The sequence below is a fragment of the Bradyrhizobium sp. LB13.1 genome (assembly GCF_054056815.1).
Map to the genome: position 1 here is coordinate 5399384 of NZ_JBSRYQ010000001.1, position 14655 is coordinate 5414038.

At 61.3% G+C, this 14655-nt stretch carries 14 protein-coding genes and 4 pseudogenes; 10 read left to right on the forward strand and 8 right to left on the reverse strand.

Features of this window, described 5'->3' with window-relative positions:
* The first annotated feature begins 17 nt into the window (after positions 1-17).
* Complete coding sequence (locus tag ACVWYI_RS26130; protein ID WP_354069705.1) at positions 18-998, forward strand: ABC transporter substrate-binding protein; 981 nt, start codon at positions 18-20, stop codon at positions 996-998.
* A gap of 569 nt (positions 999-1567) precedes the next feature.
* On the opposite strand, the pseudogene ku reads toward ACVWYI_RS26130, so the two are convergent.
* Positions 1568-2493, reverse strand: a pseudogene (gene ku, locus ACVWYI_RS26135) (non-homologous end joining protein Ku).
* Positions 2494-2635: 142 nt separating this feature from the next.
* Between ku and ACVWYI_RS26140 the strand changes: the two are divergent.
* The 3 genes from ACVWYI_RS26140 to ACVWYI_RS26150 are packed head-to-tail and all read left to right on the forward strand — an operon-like array spanning position 2636 to position 4235.
* On the forward strand, positions 2636-3043 hold the full coding sequence (locus ACVWYI_RS26140) for a hypothetical protein (RefSeq protein WP_247342461.1): 408 nt from the start codon (positions 2636-2638) through the stop codon (positions 3041-3043).
* A 19-nt stretch (positions 3044-3062) separates the two neighbouring features.
* A complete protein-coding gene (locus ACVWYI_RS26145; RefSeq protein WP_354069707.1) occupies positions 3063-3512 on the forward strand; it encodes a hypothetical protein in 450 nt (149 codons plus the stop codon).
* Positions 3513-4235, forward strand: coding sequence for an SOS response-associated peptidase (locus ACVWYI_RS26150; protein WP_354069709.1), 723 nt, complete (start codon positions 3513-3515; stop codon positions 4233-4235).
* 224 nt (positions 4236-4459) lie between these two features.
* On the opposite strand, the pseudogene ACVWYI_RS26155 reads toward ACVWYI_RS26150, so the two are convergent.
* The 3 genes and pseudogenes from ACVWYI_RS26155 to ACVWYI_RS26165 all read right to left on the reverse strand — a co-directional run bounded on the left by ACVWYI_RS26155 (position 4460) and on the right by ACVWYI_RS26165 (position 7224).
* Positions 4460-5390: pseudogene (locus ACVWYI_RS26155) on the reverse strand (alpha/beta fold hydrolase).
* 218 nt (positions 5391-5608) lie between these two features.
* Positions 5609-6694: an IS5 family transposase gene (locus ACVWYI_RS26160; protein WP_456663576.1), complete on the reverse strand. Its 1086-nt coding sequence runs from the start codon at positions 6692-6694 to the stop codon at positions 5609-5611.
* A 167-nt stretch (positions 6695-6861) separates the two neighbouring features.
* The gene (locus tag ACVWYI_RS26165; protein ID WP_354070191.1) at positions 6862-7224 is read right to left on the reverse strand and encodes a hypothetical protein; all 363 of its coding nucleotides are present in this window, start codon (positions 7222-7224) and stop codon (positions 6862-6864) included.
* A 316-nt stretch (positions 7225-7540) separates the two neighbouring features.
* On the opposite strand from ACVWYI_RS26165, the gene ACVWYI_RS26170 reads away from it, so the two are divergent.
* Both ACVWYI_RS26170 and ACVWYI_RS26175 read left to right on the forward strand, forming a co-directional pair.
* Positions 7541-8365: a pilus assembly protein TadG-related protein gene (locus tag ACVWYI_RS26170; RefSeq protein WP_456663577.1), complete on the forward strand. Its 825-nt coding sequence runs from the start codon at positions 7541-7543 to the stop codon at positions 8363-8365.
* Positions 8366-8445: 80 nt separating this feature from the next.
* A complete protein-coding gene (locus ACVWYI_RS26175) occupies positions 8446-9072 on the forward strand; it encodes a vWA domain-containing protein (protein ID WP_354070195.1) in 627 nt (208 codons plus the stop codon).
* 62 nt (positions 9073-9134) lie between these two features.
* Here the strand turns inward: ACVWYI_RS26175 and ACVWYI_RS26180 are convergent, their stop codons facing one another.
* The 4 genes from ACVWYI_RS26180 to ACVWYI_RS26195 form a co-directional block, all read right to left on the reverse strand.
* Entirely contained in the window at positions 9135-9455 is a 321-nt protein-coding gene (locus ACVWYI_RS26180; protein WP_354070245.1) for a DMT family transporter, read from the reverse strand.
* A gap of 112 nt (positions 9456-9567) precedes the next feature.
* Positions 9568-10023 carry a carboxymuconolactone decarboxylase family protein gene (locus tag ACVWYI_RS26185; RefSeq protein WP_354070197.1) on the reverse strand — a complete coding sequence of 152 codons (456 nt, stop codon included), beginning with the start codon at positions 10021-10023 and terminating at the stop codon, positions 9568-9570.
* 126 nt (positions 10024-10149) lie between these two features.
* Positions 10150-11217, reverse strand: a complete 1068-nt coding sequence (gene pdxR, locus ACVWYI_RS26190) for a MocR-like pyridoxine biosynthesis transcription factor PdxR (RefSeq protein ID WP_456663578.1) — start codon at positions 11215-11217, stop codon at positions 10150-10152.
* Complete coding sequence (locus ACVWYI_RS26195; protein WP_456663579.1) at positions 11127-11573, reverse strand: GntR family transcriptional regulator; 447 nt, start codon at positions 11571-11573, stop codon at positions 11127-11129. The genes pdxR and ACVWYI_RS26195 overlap by 91 nt, the downstream gene beginning before the upstream one ends.
* 205 nt (positions 11574-11778) lie before the next feature.
* Here ACVWYI_RS26195 and ACVWYI_RS26200 point away from each other — a divergent pair, with 205 nt between their 5' ends.
* From ACVWYI_RS26200 to ACVWYI_RS26215, 4 genes and pseudogenes are all read left to right on the forward strand, one after another.
* Positions 11779-12432 carry an FMN-dependent NADH-azoreductase gene (locus ACVWYI_RS26200; RefSeq protein WP_354070201.1) on the forward strand — a complete coding sequence of 218 codons (654 nt, stop codon included), beginning with the start codon at positions 11779-11781 and terminating at the stop codon, positions 12430-12432.
* A 46-nt stretch (positions 12433-12478) separates the two neighbouring features.
* Positions 12479-13472 (forward strand): annotated as a pseudogene (locus ACVWYI_RS26205) (nitrilase-related carbon-nitrogen hydrolase).
* Between the two features lie 57 nt (positions 13473-13529).
* Positions 13530-13865: a tyrosine-type recombinase/integrase gene (locus ACVWYI_RS26210; protein ID WP_456663580.1), complete on the forward strand. Its 336-nt coding sequence runs from the start codon at positions 13530-13532 to the stop codon at positions 13863-13865.
* 12 nt (positions 13866-13877) lie between these two features.
* Positions 13878-14582 (forward strand): annotated as a pseudogene (locus tag ACVWYI_RS26215) (IS91 family transposase); the annotation flags it as partial.
* Between the last annotated feature and the right edge of the window lie 73 nt (positions 14583-14655).

Below are 14655 nucleotides of genomic sequence, written 5' to 3' on the forward strand. Positions count from 1 at the left end.
ACAGCTAAGAGGATGGAATGGAGCGGCGAGAGTTCATTGCAGGAACTGCAGCGCTGTTCATTTCGCCACGCCCTTCGCACGGGCAGGGTAAACGTCGTCGTCTCGGCTTCCTCGCCATCGGCGATGGAAGCGGGAAGGCCCTCAATCAAGCCGAGCTTGCGTTCCTTGATGCGCTGCGAAGCCTAGGTTGGATAGAGGGAAAAAACCTGGCCATCGAATATCGGTTTTCTCAACCCGCAGATCGATTAACCGATTCCGTCGCCGAGCTGATGGCGCTCGGCCCCGACATCCTGATTGCCCCGGGACCGCAAGCAGCCATAGCGCTCAAATCTGCGACCGCCATTATTCCCGTTGTGTTCGTGGGTGTCGCTGATCCCGTGCACCTCGGCCTCGTACAAAGCCTGTCGCGGCCAGGTGGCAACATTACGGGCGTGACGACCAATGTTCCCGATGACTTCTTTGCAAAACGCCTCGAAATTCTTCGAGAACTTGTTCCCGGCGCATCCAAAATCGCTGTTTTGGTCAACCCCGACAATCCGCTGCAAAGGCTGTACTTCGCGGAAGAGATCCCCCGCATAGCCCGGAACCTCGGCGTGGCTCTGCCTCTCGTTCCGGCGACCACGCCAGAAGAACTCGACCTTGCCTTTGCCTCGGCCGTCGCCCAACGCGCCGATGCGATCATTGATTTTGGCGATGCCCTCACTTATGCCCAGGCACAGCGGATCATCGCGCTCGCGGCTAAGTATCACCTGCCAGCAAATTATTTATTTCGACATTATGCCAATGGAGGATTATCGGTATACGGGGCAGATACAGCCGATCTATTCCGCCGCGCTGGCGACTATGTAGACAAGATCCTCAAGGGCGCCAAACCTATGGACCTCCCGGTAGAGAGGCCAACAAAGTTCGTCCTCATCATCAACATGAAGACGGCCAAGGCGCTCGGTCTCACCGTTCCGCCATTGTTGCTGGTACGGGCCGACGAGGTGATTGAATAGAAGGCCCGCCGCGCTGCATGAGTCTGGTGTTGGCCCGTAGCCGACTAGCTAGGGCGAGCTGGCCATGTCCGGTTTCGAAGAGTCTAGCGGATACGCCTATCTCTCGGCCACCGGCTGTCAACCTTCGCCCTACACGCGCCAACGATGCGAGGATGCTACCGATCCGCACCAGCTAACGCTCAAAACTGTGCTCGTCCGTGATCTGCTGGGAGCAGCAACGCGAAAATCAGCTGGACCTGAGGTGTGAGTGCTCACTGGCGCGAGCGCGGAAGCTTGGCGTACCATCCGGTATACGGCGAGTTCTTGATCGTGTGGCGGCTGAGGTCGGGCGCGCCGTGCTTCCACCAGATCGCGCCGCGCTCGCCGATGGCTCGCTTCGCCTCTTCGACCGCCCGACGAGCCGTTTCTTCCGCTTCAATATTCTTGCGCGCCTTGGCATCGCCACCGCCCGCCTCACGCTCATAAGCCGCCGCACCAGGTCAGATCTCTCCTGCTCTCCGAGGGCCGGGTTTGCCATGTGCCAAAGGCGTCCGCGGACGACGAAATATCGGCCGTCAGGAGTCAACGGATCACGCCGACTTCCGCTGGCGACCGGCCGCCGGCTTGTTCGCCGCTTCCTTCGCGAGCTTCTTCCCGGCGATCGGCATCAGCAACTCCTTCTGGCCAGCCGTCGCCTTCTTCGCTTTCTTTGCCGGCTTTTTCGCTGCCTTGCTCTCCGCAGCTGTGCCGCCGACGCTCTTGCGCAAGGCGTCCATCAAATCGACGACGTTCTCGCCGCGCGGACGACCCTTCGGGGTGATCGGCTTGCCGGCGCGCTTCTGGTTGATGAGGTCGATCAGCGCCATCGTAGTGGTCCTCGAACTTTTCCGGCTCGAAGTTGCCGGCCTTCTGGTTCACGATGTGCCTGGCGAGATCGAGCATGTCCTTTGTGACCTTCACGTCCTGGATCTCATCGAAATACTCGTGCTCGCTGCGCACCTCGTACGGATAGCGCAGCAGAGTGCCGACGAGTCCCTTATCCATCGGCTCGAGCGCGATGATGTGCTCGCGGTTGGTCAGCACCACGCGCCCTATCGCGACCTTGTCCATCTCGCGGATGGTCTCGCGGATCACGGCGAGGGCATCGTGGCCGACCTTGCCGTCCGGTCTGATGTAGTAGGGCCGGATCAGGTAGCGAGGATCGATGTCGGACTTGTCGACGAACTCGTCGATCTCGATTGTCCTTGTGGACTCCAGCGCGATCCCCTCCAGCTCTTCCTTGGTGACCTCGATGAACTAGTCCTTCTCAAGCTGGTAACCCTTAACGACGTCCTCGTTGGGCACCTCGTCGCCGGTGTCGGCGTCGACCTTGAGATACTTGATCCGATGACCGGTCTGCCGATTTAGCTGGTTGAACGAGATCTTCTCGCTCTCCCGACGTCGCCGGGTACAGCGCGCCGGGACAGGTGACGAGCGAAAGACGCAGGAAGCCTTTCCAGTTGGCGCGAGGGGCCATCAACGCGGTACTCCGAACAGGGCGGCGGGTGGATTCAAGACGATCGGCCGACCATGGTTCCGACATCACCGGTCGACCGTCTGTGTGATTTTTCGAGAGCCGGACTCGACTCTCCTGTTCTTGATATGTTCTAATGCCAAGCATGAACGACCGCCCCGCGAGCTGGCGCATGCCCACACCTAAGCAGATGGAAAAAATGGCCGCTGCCGTCAGCAGGAAGGCCCCTCCCCCCGGCGGACCGGGGCCGGGGGACGATCTGCCGCCGGAATACTGGCAGGCGCTCATGGAGGACGGGGGCGTCGAGGCTCGCCGTCTGAGCGCGGGCGCGTCCGGACGGATGCTGCGGCTGGACCAAATTCCCCAGCATTTACTGAGAGTGGGCTGCCGGCGCTGCGGCCGGACCGTCGAGATCCAGAAGGCCGATGCCGCCCGGCTGTACGGTCCGGACGCGGTCTGGAGGGACGTCGGACAGCGCCTCTTGGACAACATCTGCACTCAGCGGACTGGGCGCCATGAGGAAGACGGCTGCTGGCCGTCGTTCGATACCTGACGGGTCCGGAGCCCGGGCGATGGCGCCGAAGTATCACCCGACGCCCCTCTCCGGAGGCGACCGCAAGGCCCTCAACAAGGAGCTCGGCCGCGCCCGGGCCATGACCACGATCCTTGCGACGCAGGCCGCCGATGCCAGAGCCAGGGGCGAGGCACTGATCCGGACCGCGGACAAGCTGCTGTGCGAAAGCTGGAACGAGCGCCTGTGGGCCGACGGCGAGCCGATCGCCCCCTCGCCGACTGTCGACCAGGCCGTGAACGGCGGCTATAGCTGGCTGAAGATCGAGTGCTCGCGCTGCAAGACGCGGCGGAACGTCGAGCTCGCCGAACTTTCCCACCCTCCGACGACCTTCGTCCACGACCTGGCCGGCCGGCTCCGCTGCAGCAAGTGCGCCAAGGCCAACCGCCGCCCATCGGCGACACTGCTGCAGTTGGCACAGCGCGGTCGCCATCCGGATCCGGAGACCTGAATGTGTAATCTCTATTCGATCACCACCAACCAAGCCGCGATCAGCGCGCTATTCCGGGTCGTCAACCGCTACGTCGGCAACCTCGCGCCGATGCCCGGGGTGTTTCCGGACTACACGGCGCCGATCGTCCGGACCGGCGCCGACGGCCGCGAGTTCGCGACTGCGCGCTGGGGCATGCCGTCGTCGTCGAAGGCGCTGATGGATGCCACCAAGAAGCGTGCCGAGAAGCTGCAAGCGAAGGGTAAGACCGTCGATTTCAAGGAATTTCTGCGGATGGAGCCGGATTCCGGCACGACCAACATCCGCAACGTGAAGAGCAAACATTGGACGCGGTGGCTGGGTCCGGAGCACCGCTGCGCGGTGCCGTTCAACTCGTTCAGCGAGTTCAACAAAGCCGAAGGCGGCGACGTCTGGTTCGCGCTCGACGAGACCCGTCCGCTCGCCTGCTTCGCCGGCATCTGGACCAACTGGACGTCGGTCCGGAAGGTCAAGGAGGGCGAGACCACCAACGATCTTTACGCGTTCCTGACGACCGAGCCGAACGTCGAGGTCGGCGCCGTGCACCCGAAGGCGATGCCCGTGATCCTGACGACGCCCGACGAAGTCGAGACCTGGATGACGGCTCCTCCGGACGAGGCCCTGAAGCTGCAGCGGCCGCTTCCGGACGGGGCGCTCAGAATCGTCGCCCGCGGCTCGAAGGAAGACCCCGCGGCGGGAAGGTAGCGTTCTGCACAGGCGCGGCGGGAACAGATGGACAAGCCCTGGCGCTCTCGATGGCGAATCCCTGCTCCGTGCTAACCGCTCGGAACGAGCAGGTGGGCAGAAGGACTCGTCCTCGCAGGAGTGATCTGGATGCTTATGACGAAGGAACGACGGCCGGCGGTACAGACGCTGCGAGGCTGGGCGATCAACGCGATCGGCGATACCTGCCCGGAATGCCCAGCCGCTTAGCGATTGACATGTGCTGGATCGCGCTCGCCCTTGGCGGACATAGATGCCGCCTCTTCGATAGCCGCCATCAAGTCCGAGGTTGCGGACTGCTGGATCATATGCCCTGCTCCGGCGATACGTCGCAACCTGCTCTGCTCGACCTTGTCACGCAATCGCGCGGATTGCTCGAATTCGATCAAGCGGTCGTCCTCACCCGCGATTATGACGGTCGGCACTGTGAGTTCGCTGTAGGTTTTTGAAGCTGCAAGGGCGATGGGGACCATCATTGCGGCTTCTTCAGCGCTGGGCGCGGAGTTGAGACGGCCGAACAGCCATCTCGACTGGAAAGCCGGCGAACTTCTCCGGGACGCTTTGCGGTCCGAATATCTTGCGCATGAGTCCGGGCCACATCAGTCGGGCGACGAGCGGCGAGATTGTGTTACTGACGATGTCCCCAAGCCCCGGTACCGCAGGCACGGACGGCGTGGCCAGATCGACCCTGGGATTCGGAAAGTAGTATCCGGACGCCAACACCAGCGCTTCGACGAACGAGGGGTGCCTTATGGCCAAGGCAATCGCCACCGAGGCTGCCCAAGAATGCCCGAGCACAATCGCTCCCCGGATGCCGAGTCGCTCGAGAGCCTTTTGGAATAAGTCCGCCTGTTCGTCCGGTCCCCAAACGATACTGCGGGGTCGCGAGCTGTGGCCAAAGCCCGGGCGGTCGAACGCGACTACCCTGTAATCCTTGGCAGCGAGGTCGATCAGGCCGCTCGATTGAAAATCCTGGATCATGCTCCCATTGCCGTGAAAAAGGACAAGCGGACGGCCGCTACCGCGTTCCATGTAGTGGAGCCGAACGCCGTCGATATCGATAAATCTGCCCTGCGGCGGATTCTCGCGTTCCGCCTTGCGCGCGAAATACCGGTTTACGAGCGCCGTCGCCGCCAGAAGAGCCGCTGCGCCCGCGACCATCGCGACCGCGGGCCGTCGCCGGAGCGCGGTCTGGAAATCAGACAAAAACGATGGAGAACTTGTGCGCTCTAGCAGTCTGCTGAAAAACCTTGAAATGGAGAATTTTCATTTTTCCGCCGGTCGTTTTTGGAGCGGCGCGGTAGAGTTGGATGTAATTTCGAGCTTGTTATTGAGTGTGCCCCGGCGCGGGGTGGCTATGCGGCGAGCAGTTTGGGAATTCGGATCAGGTTATAGGCGATCAGATTAAGCAGGAAGTCGGCGGCGACGCGAGCGATGCCCCGATGTTTGGTCTTGCGCATGGTGCCATGCTGCTTGCCCCATCCGAAAATGCACTCGACCATCGCCCGGCGCGATTGCGACATGCCGTATCCCGGATGCCGCGTGGTTCGTTCGTCGATCGCGCTGTTACGGTTCTTGCCGGTTTTGGTGATGGCCTGGTTCTGTGTCACATGCGGCGTCACGCCGATGGCGCGAAGATTGGCGACATGATCGGCCGTATCGTACGCCTTGTCCTCACCAGCCGTGATGCGGCGACCTGCGGCTTTGCGTCTCGCCTTCAGCATGACCTCCGCAGCCCGGCGTTCGGCGGTGCCATTGGCATGCGTGACCCTGCCGGCCACCGCCAGCCCATGCCGGTTCTCCATGGTGGCGTGGCCCATATAGCAAAGCTTGGCCTCCCGTCCGGCCGCCTTGCGATAAAGCCTGCTGTCCGGGTCACTGGTGCTCGCATGGGTGTCGTTCTTGCGTTTCTGGCCATGGAAGTTGGCGCCGTCATCATCGTCGCCGCTGCCGTCCTTGGGGCGAAAACTCTTCTGCGAAGCCCAGGCTTCGATCAGCGTTCCGTCCACCGAAAAATGCTCGTCCGACAATAGCGGCTGGACCTGAGAATGGTTCAGAAGCCTGGTCATGAACTTCGTGAACAGATCGCCGTTCTGCAGCCGCTCCCGGTTCTTGGTAAAGGTGGTCGGGTCCCAGACCGGATCGTCCGGCGACAGTCCCACGAACCAGCGATACAAAAGATTGTAGTCCAGTTGCTCCATCAGCTGGCGTTCCGAGCGGATGCCGTAGAACACCTGCAGCAGCAAGGCGCTCAGCAATTGCTCCGGAGGGATCGAAGGACGTCCCTCGCTGGCGTATAGCTTTCCAAGGCTGCGGTTCAAATCACTCAAAACATCCCGGACAAGTTCCCGGACCTTCCGCAGCGGATGGTTCGCTGGCACACGTTTATCCGGCGCGATGTACGAAAACAGGCCGCCCTGATCCGTAAACCTGCCGCGCATGATCGTCTCCGCCGATTCGAGATGATAAAGTGAATCATCAAGTCCCCTCCCTGGCGAGGCGGTTTTTCAGCAGACTGCTAGAGCCATGTGCGGTGCCTCGGGACGGTCCGCACGATGACGTCGCCAGCGCGGAATGGAATGGGTGATCGGCAACACCCTTCGGCTTTCTACGTTCCTGCGCCGCTGGCCGCATAATACGTCGTAGCATCGAAGAAGGATTCACGATCATCTCGATCTGATTGCGCAATCACGATCACGAGCTTGGGGGTCGGGTGCGAGGTTGCTCGATATGCGAGAGGCCGGTACCCAGAGTTGAGCATTGTCTGATGTCCGGCGGCGCTTTGGTGCATAAGCGACGCGACTTTCCTGCTGAAGCCGTTTTCGCCGGCGACCTCCTCAAGCCTTTCGACAATAAATACCTTGAGCAGGTTACGGCCCAGCTTAGATGGTCCGACGCTTCGACCAGCCACCAATCCGTACACGAAGAGTACGATGATGGCGCAGACCTCGTCGAGACTCGGATTCGCCATCCGCCATAGCCGCCGCGGACGGCCCGAAGCCGCGCAACGCTACTCCGCCCTGCTGGAACAACCCGCGATGGCGGCATAACTTAAACCAAATGGCCTCCGCAATCCCGGGGCGGCATGGTCGCTTCAGTCCTGTGCCACAGTGACAGCAAATGTCCAGTTCGCGCGCGCCAAAGCAGCATCGGGAACCTAAAGTGTCTAGGAATTCCGGACTCTCCGCCGCGGCACGATGAAGAAGGGCGTTTCGCTGGCATTCTCGAGGATTGCTTAAGGGCAATTGTGGGGCTCTGGCTCAAGGAATTCTTGCAAAGGAATTCCCATGACCTCGATTCCGCGTTCCGCCGCCACCTTATCAGGCCGCTTCGCCGGCGACGAGCGCGGCAACATCGCCGTGATCTTCGCCATCGCCCTGCTGCCGATCCTGTCATTCGTCGGCGCCGCGATCGACTATAGCCGGGCAAGCCGGGCTCGCACCGCGATGCAGGGCGCGCTCGATTCGGCCTCGCTGATGGTCGCCAAGAACCTGTCGGACGGCAAGATCACGACCGACCAGATTCCCACGGCGGGGCCGGCCTACTTCGCCGCACTGTACACCGAGACCGACGTGCAGAGCGTCCAGGCGGCGGCGACCTACACCGCCAACAGCGGCGGGAAGGGATCGACGGTGGCGATGACTGCCTCGGGCGCGATCAAGTCCCAGTTCATGCAGATCGCCGGCTTCCCGACCCTAGGATTCGGCGTCTCCTCGACTTCGACCTGGGGCAGCAACCTGCTGCGCATCGCGCTGGTGCTGGACAATACCGGTTCGATGAGCGGCACCAAGCTCTCGAACCTGAAGACCGCGTCCAAGAACCTCGTCGACAAGCTCGGGGCGCTCGCCAAGACCCCCGGCGACGTCATGTTCTCCGTCGTGCCCTTCGCGAGCGCCGTAAACGTCGGTACCGATAAGGCCAGCGCCAACTGGCTGCGCTGGGACTTCTGGGATCCAAGATCGGAGGATGCCTCCGGCAACTCCTACTGCAGTTCCGGAAGAAGCTCCTGGTACACGAGGGCGATGTGCAAGGGGCACGGGTACACCTGGAGCCACTCCGTCGGTTCTCCTTCGACTTCGAACTGGAACGGCTGCGTCACCGACCGCGACTAGAGCTACGACGTCTCCGACGCGGCCCCCTCATCGCTGACCACCCAGTTCGTCGCGGATCAGGACCGTACTGCCCGGCCAAGATGCTGGCGCTGACAAGCACCTTCAGCACCGTCAAGAGCACCATCGAGGCGATGGTGGCGAACGGCGGCACCAATCAGACCATCGGGCTGCACTGGGGCTGGCTGTCGCTGCTGCGCCAGTCGCCGCTGAACGCCCCGGCCGAGGACGTCAACAACCAGTACCAGCACGTGATCATCCTGTTCACCGACGGACAGAACACAGTCAACCGCTGGAACGGCGACGGCTCCATGAGCACGTCCTCGACGGAGCGCGGAAAGATCGATACGCGGATGGAGACGCTGTGCGCCGCGGTCAAGGCCAAGAACACCACGATCTACGCCGTTCAGCTTGATGACGGCACCGGCGTGTCGCCCGTGCTGCCCAAATGCGCGAGCGGCTCGGCCAACTTTTTCATGTTGACCACGCCGAGCGAGATTGACGCCGCGTTCGCTCAGATCGGCACCTCGATCTCGAAGCTGCGTCTCGAACTAGCCCGCAAGCGAAATAAGGTCGCTCTTGCGGGCCGACGCGTGAGCGCCAAGGCGATGTCGCTCGTTCAGTTCGAGACATGCCTGTCCGATCTGACCACGTCCGCTTGTCCGGCTAGACCGGAAGTCATCGCCTCACGGGCAAACCGACGCGATTGACCCGAGGCGGACAAAGGGCTTGCTGCCTCACGAAGATTGTCACCACCGGCTTCAGCGGCGTCTCAGTTTGCGGAGACAAGCTTTAACCCAATCACCCCTGCCACAATCAAAGCAATGCAAAACAACCGCGCCGGCGACGCGGAGTCGCCGAGCACTGCGATACCTAGAACAGCAGTACCTGCGGCACCGATGCCGGTCCAGACGGCGTACCCCGTGCCGACTGGAAGTGTGCGGAGTGCCAATGAGAGAAGAACGACACTTGATAAGCCGGTGGCGGCCGCAAACAGCGCGGGTAGCAGCCGCGTGAAACCTGCGGACCACTTCATGCCAAAGGCGAATCCGATCTCGAGGAAGCCAGCGGCGGTTAACATTATCCATTCCATGGCGGCGATCCATCCGCGATCGCCAGGCACTACGGCTGGGCGGCGTTTGTAAGGGGGCAGGATGCGCATGGACGGATGTCCATGCGCTACATGTTTGCTCACTGGGGGTCCCTCAGGACTCGCTGACGGCGCGGGGAATCGAGCGGAATGAGATTCCAAATCGATTGAATGCGTTCATCAAGCCGATGGCATAGGTGAGGTCAGCCAATTCCTTGTCGCTGAATGCACTCGTCGCGGCCTCATAATCGGCCTCCGGAACCCCGGTTTCCGCCACTAGCGTCACGGTCTCCGTCCAGGCCAGCGCACAGCGTTCGCGCGCACTGAAGATCTCACCCGCGTCGCGCCACACAGGAACCAGCACGAGCTTGTCGACGGCGACGCCAGACTTGAGCAGATCGCGGGAGTGCATGTCGATGCAGTAGGCACAGCCGTTGATCTGAGAAACCCGTAGATACACGAGATCGACCAGTTGCTTTGGAAGGCCGCTCTTCTGAAGATGGACGTAGACACCTCCAAAAGCCTTGAAGCCTTCCGGCGACGCCTTGGCGTAATCGATGCGCTTGTTCATGATTGAATCCTCATCTGGTTGAGAGATTCGATCGTCTCGCATCTTGGGCTATCCAAGAAGGTCCATGATCGGCCTCCGTTGCTAGACCATCATTTTCCTGGTCCAGAGGTCCCTCTCAAGCGGCTGTCACATCATTTTCAAAATGCGCCCTCCGAGATTTTCGGCTGTACGCTGAGAATCAATATTCGTGAAACTCAAAAGTAGGGCTGAGGCACCATCGTTGCGCGCCGTCCAGTCCGTGAGCGCCTCGGCGTAAAGCTTCTGCTTCCGCATGCTTGCAACCAGCCGGCGGTCTGAACGATTGCCTCGCAGACGCAAGATCAGGTGCATGCCCCCGGGCTGCAAGTCTATGCGCACATATTTTCCGAGCACGCTTTCCAGGCCAGCCGCGGTCGCTTCCCGGCGCTCGGCATAGAGTTTCCGCATTCGCTGGATATGGCGGGCAAAATGTCCTTCGCTAATGAATGCAGTGACGATGGATTGCGTGAGCCCGGGGCAGCCAGCCGAAAGGCTTTCAGTGACCTGCTCAAACAGCTCGACTTGCTCTTCCGGCACTACGAGATAGGCAAGCCGCATACCCGGAAAGAGCACCTTGCTGAACGTGCCCGCATAGAGCACCCGCCCATCGCGGTCGAGGTTCTTCAACGCAGGGAGCGGGCGGCTGACATAGCGGTATTCGCCATCGTAATCGTCTTCGATGATCCACGCCTTGTTTCGCGCGGCCCAATCCAGTAGCGCAAGACGTCGGGGTAACGACAAGGACATGCCGAGCGGGCTCTGATGCGCAGGCGTGACTACCGCTGCGCGCGCCAGGGGCGCCAGCTTGACCGCGTCGGAAACAACCATGCCCTGCCCATCGACAGGGACCAAGACGCTTTCAACATGCATATACTTGCATATCTCTCGCGTCGGCGGGTATCCGGGGTCTTCGAGCCAGACGCGATCGCCCGCCTTGAGCAGGGCGTTGCCGATCAGCTCGACAGTTTGGCGATACCCCGAGGTGATGAACACCTGCGATGCAGTGCAGTTGATGCCGCGCGAGACCTGAAGGTATCTGGCGACTTCCGCGCGCAGCAAAGGTAAGCCTTGGACAGGAGGATGGATCATATCGGAAGGCTGCATGGCGCGCGCACGGCGCGCGGTAAGGCGCGCCCAAATCTTTCTTGGAAACGCATCCAGGGCAGGCAAGCCCATCTGAAAGGGTAAGATCGTATCGGGACGAAAACTATGAGAGCGTCCGGAGCGAAGTCCAAAGGCGGCGCTGGGCTTGCCATGAGCGTACGCGGCTTGAGGTCCGGGCTTACAATGGTGCCTGCCTGGCCGCGTGCCTCGATTAACCCCTCCGCGGCCAGCAAGGAATAAGCGGTTTCGATGGTACCTCTGGCGAGTCCCAATTCCTCGGTCAGTGCCCTCGCCGAAGGAATGCGGTCGCCGGGCTTCAACATTCCATTGGCGATCGCGTCCCGGAACCGTTCGTAAATCTGGCGGTAGAATGGCTCGGTCGCCGTCGGATCCAGCGGAGAGATCCTTCCAGGCGTGGCGGCAGACATGGCCCGATCCGATCTTTTCCATGAAGGAAACCACTATGCCACAACGGTTCGGATGGGTCTCCAGTTCTCGCAGGACTCCAGCAGTCTAGCCCAGCGCGGGGGCATATCATGGACCAGTCGCAAAGCTCCTTCATGGTCCTTGGATGCAGGCCTCCATTGCTTATCGTTCATGATCCGAGTTCAAACAGCAGCGATCGGATAGTCAATGGAGAAGATACTGCATTTGATTTGCAGCCCCCGGGGGCAGGCATCGGAGAGTTACAGGCTATCTCAGAAAATCATCGGCAATTTGCTGGATAGCGAGCCCGCGGCAACCGTCATCATTCGAGCCATCAGCGACGCCATCGCCGATCTCGATGAGCGTTACGCAACTGCTCTCGGTGGGACCGAGCGATCGTGCGCGGAACTATTTGCCGAGGGCTCGATGTCGCGGTCCGAAGAGTTGATCCAAGAGTTGGAGAGCGCCGACTGCGTGGTCATCGCAACTCCAATGCATAACTTCACCGTGCCAGCCGCTCTCAAGGCGTGGATTGATCACGTCGTTCGGGTCCGTCGAACTTTCGACGTGACTGCCCAAGGAAAAGTGGGGGCGCTGCACGACCGGCCGGTCTTTGTCGCAGTGTCCTCGGGCGGGCGATTTTCCGGCGAGCGCACGCATCAGCCCGATTTTCTCACGCCATATCTTAAAGCTATCCTCGGCAGCATCGGGCTGCATGATCTGACGTTCTTCTCCGTCGAGGGGTCCGCCCTTGGTGCTGATGCATTGGCCATAGCCCGGGCCACCACCGATCAAGCGATACAGGAGTTCTTTCTCCGTTTCGCATGCACTTCAGCGGTGGCGTTTCGGCAAGCTGTGTGAGCGGCCGACGGCCGTCGATTTCAATCACAGTTCTCGGAGAAACAACATGACGGTCGTCAAGGCCGCTGCCGTACAGATCAGCCCCGTGCTCTACAGCCGGGAAGGAACAGTGCAAAGAGTAATCCGAAAGGTCGCCGAGCTCGCCAGGCTGGGGGTCCAGTTCGCGACGTTTCCGGAAACAGTGGTGCCATACTATCCCTATTTCTCGTTTGTGCAGACGCCCTTCGAGATCAGGACAGGCAAGGAGCACCTCAGGCTGCTCGATCAGGCCATAGCGGTACCCTCAGCCACCACAGAAGCCATCGGCGAGGCTGCGAGGCAGGCCACGATGGTGGTGTCGATAGGCGTCAACGAACGCGACGGCGGCACGCTCTACAACACGCAATTGTTGTTCGACGCAGACGGCACCTTGATCCAGCGCCGGCGCAAGATCAGTCCCACTTTCCATGAGCGCATGATTTGGGGCCAGGGCGATGGTTCCGGGCTGCGCGCAGTGGATAGCGCCGTCGGCCGTGTCGGCCAGCTGGCATGCTGGGAGCACTACAATCCGCTGGCGCGCTATGCCCTTATGGCTGACGGCGAGCAAATCCATTCAGCCATGTACCCGGGTTCGTTCGCCGGTGATCGCTTCGCCGAGCAGACACAAGTGAATATCCGCCAACACGCCCTTGAAGCGGGCTGTTTCGTCGTCAACGCAACAGCGTGGCTTGATGGCGAACAGCAAGCGCAGATCATGAAGGACACCGGATGCAGCATTGGCCCGATTTCCGGCGGCTGCTTCACTGCAATTATTTCACCCGAAGGTGAATTGATCGGTGAAACCCTTGCGATCCGGCGAAGGCCACGTGATTGCCGATCTCGATTTCTCGATGATCGATCGCCGCAAGCAGATGATGGACTCGCGCGGCCACTACAGTCGACCGGAACTTCTCAGCCTGGCTATCGACCGCACAGCGGCGTCCCACTTCCATGAACGCGGTACGCATCCTCTGCCGATCATCGCGGGGCCGCTTGATGAAGATAGCGTCAAGGCGGCATAGTGCTGCTGGCCATTCCGAGAGGATGCGTTCTTTGGACTTCCGGGCCGCAAACCCGTTGTGCTGATATCAAAGCCCGCAACGATACGGCCACTACCACCTGCGCCGATGCCAGTCAGTCCTCTTACCACGCGCCAGTTCAATCGCGCCTGCCATGCGGCTGCCCACATGGCCGGGATCGACAAGCGGGTATCTCCGCACACACTCCGGCACAACTTTGCCACCCACCTTCTGGAACAGAACATCGATATCATAGTGATCCAGGTGCTGCTCGGCCACGCCAAGCTCGATACCACGGCGCTCTACACCCGCCGCGCCACCAAGACGATCCGCGAGATCATGAGCCTGCTCGATCACATCATAGGCAAGCTCAAGGAGGCCGAGCCACCCGCCTGACGTGCGGCTCGCGTGCCGCGCCCAGCGCTGGAGGTCGCGGATATTCTCCGCGACCGTGGACCGGCATGGCGTCAAGCCAACGCCGGCCATGTGAGCCTCGGCCAGCTCAAGGTCATGTCAGCCATCGAGAGCTGCCGCACGGCATCGCTCGGGGGACATGTCGAGCGATACGAGGATTGTGTCCACACCCAGATCGCCTACAACGCTTGTCGCAATCGGCATTGCCCGAAGTGCCAGGGCGCCGCGGCGAAGCAATGGCTCGCCGAGCGCGAGGCCGATCTGCTGCCCGTGCTGTACTTCCATGTCGTGTTCACGCTGCCGGCGGGCATCGCCGACATCGCCTACCAAAACAAGGCCGTCATCTACGACCTGCTGTTCAAGGCCTCGGCCGAAACGCTGACCACGATCGCCGCCGATCCAAAGCATCTGGGCGCCCGCATCGGCATCACCTCCGTGCTGCACAGCTGGGGCTCGGCCATGACCCATCACCCGCACGTCCACATGATCGTACCGGGCGGCATCTCGCTCGATGGCGAGCGCTGGGTGGCGTGCCGCTCCGGCTTCTTCCTGCCGGTGCGCGTGCTCTCGCGCCTGTTCCGCCGGCTGTTCCTGGAGAAGCTGGTGGCGGCACACGATGCGGGCCGGCTGCAATTCTTAGGCAATCACGCTGCGCTTACCGTTTTCGGGCAGAAAGCGGGGTCCTGCCGACGCTCGGAATGAATCAGCTTTGGACCCTGGCTGTGACACGGCCTGGGCCAGAAGCAGTATCGAAGGACATTTCTTGATCGCG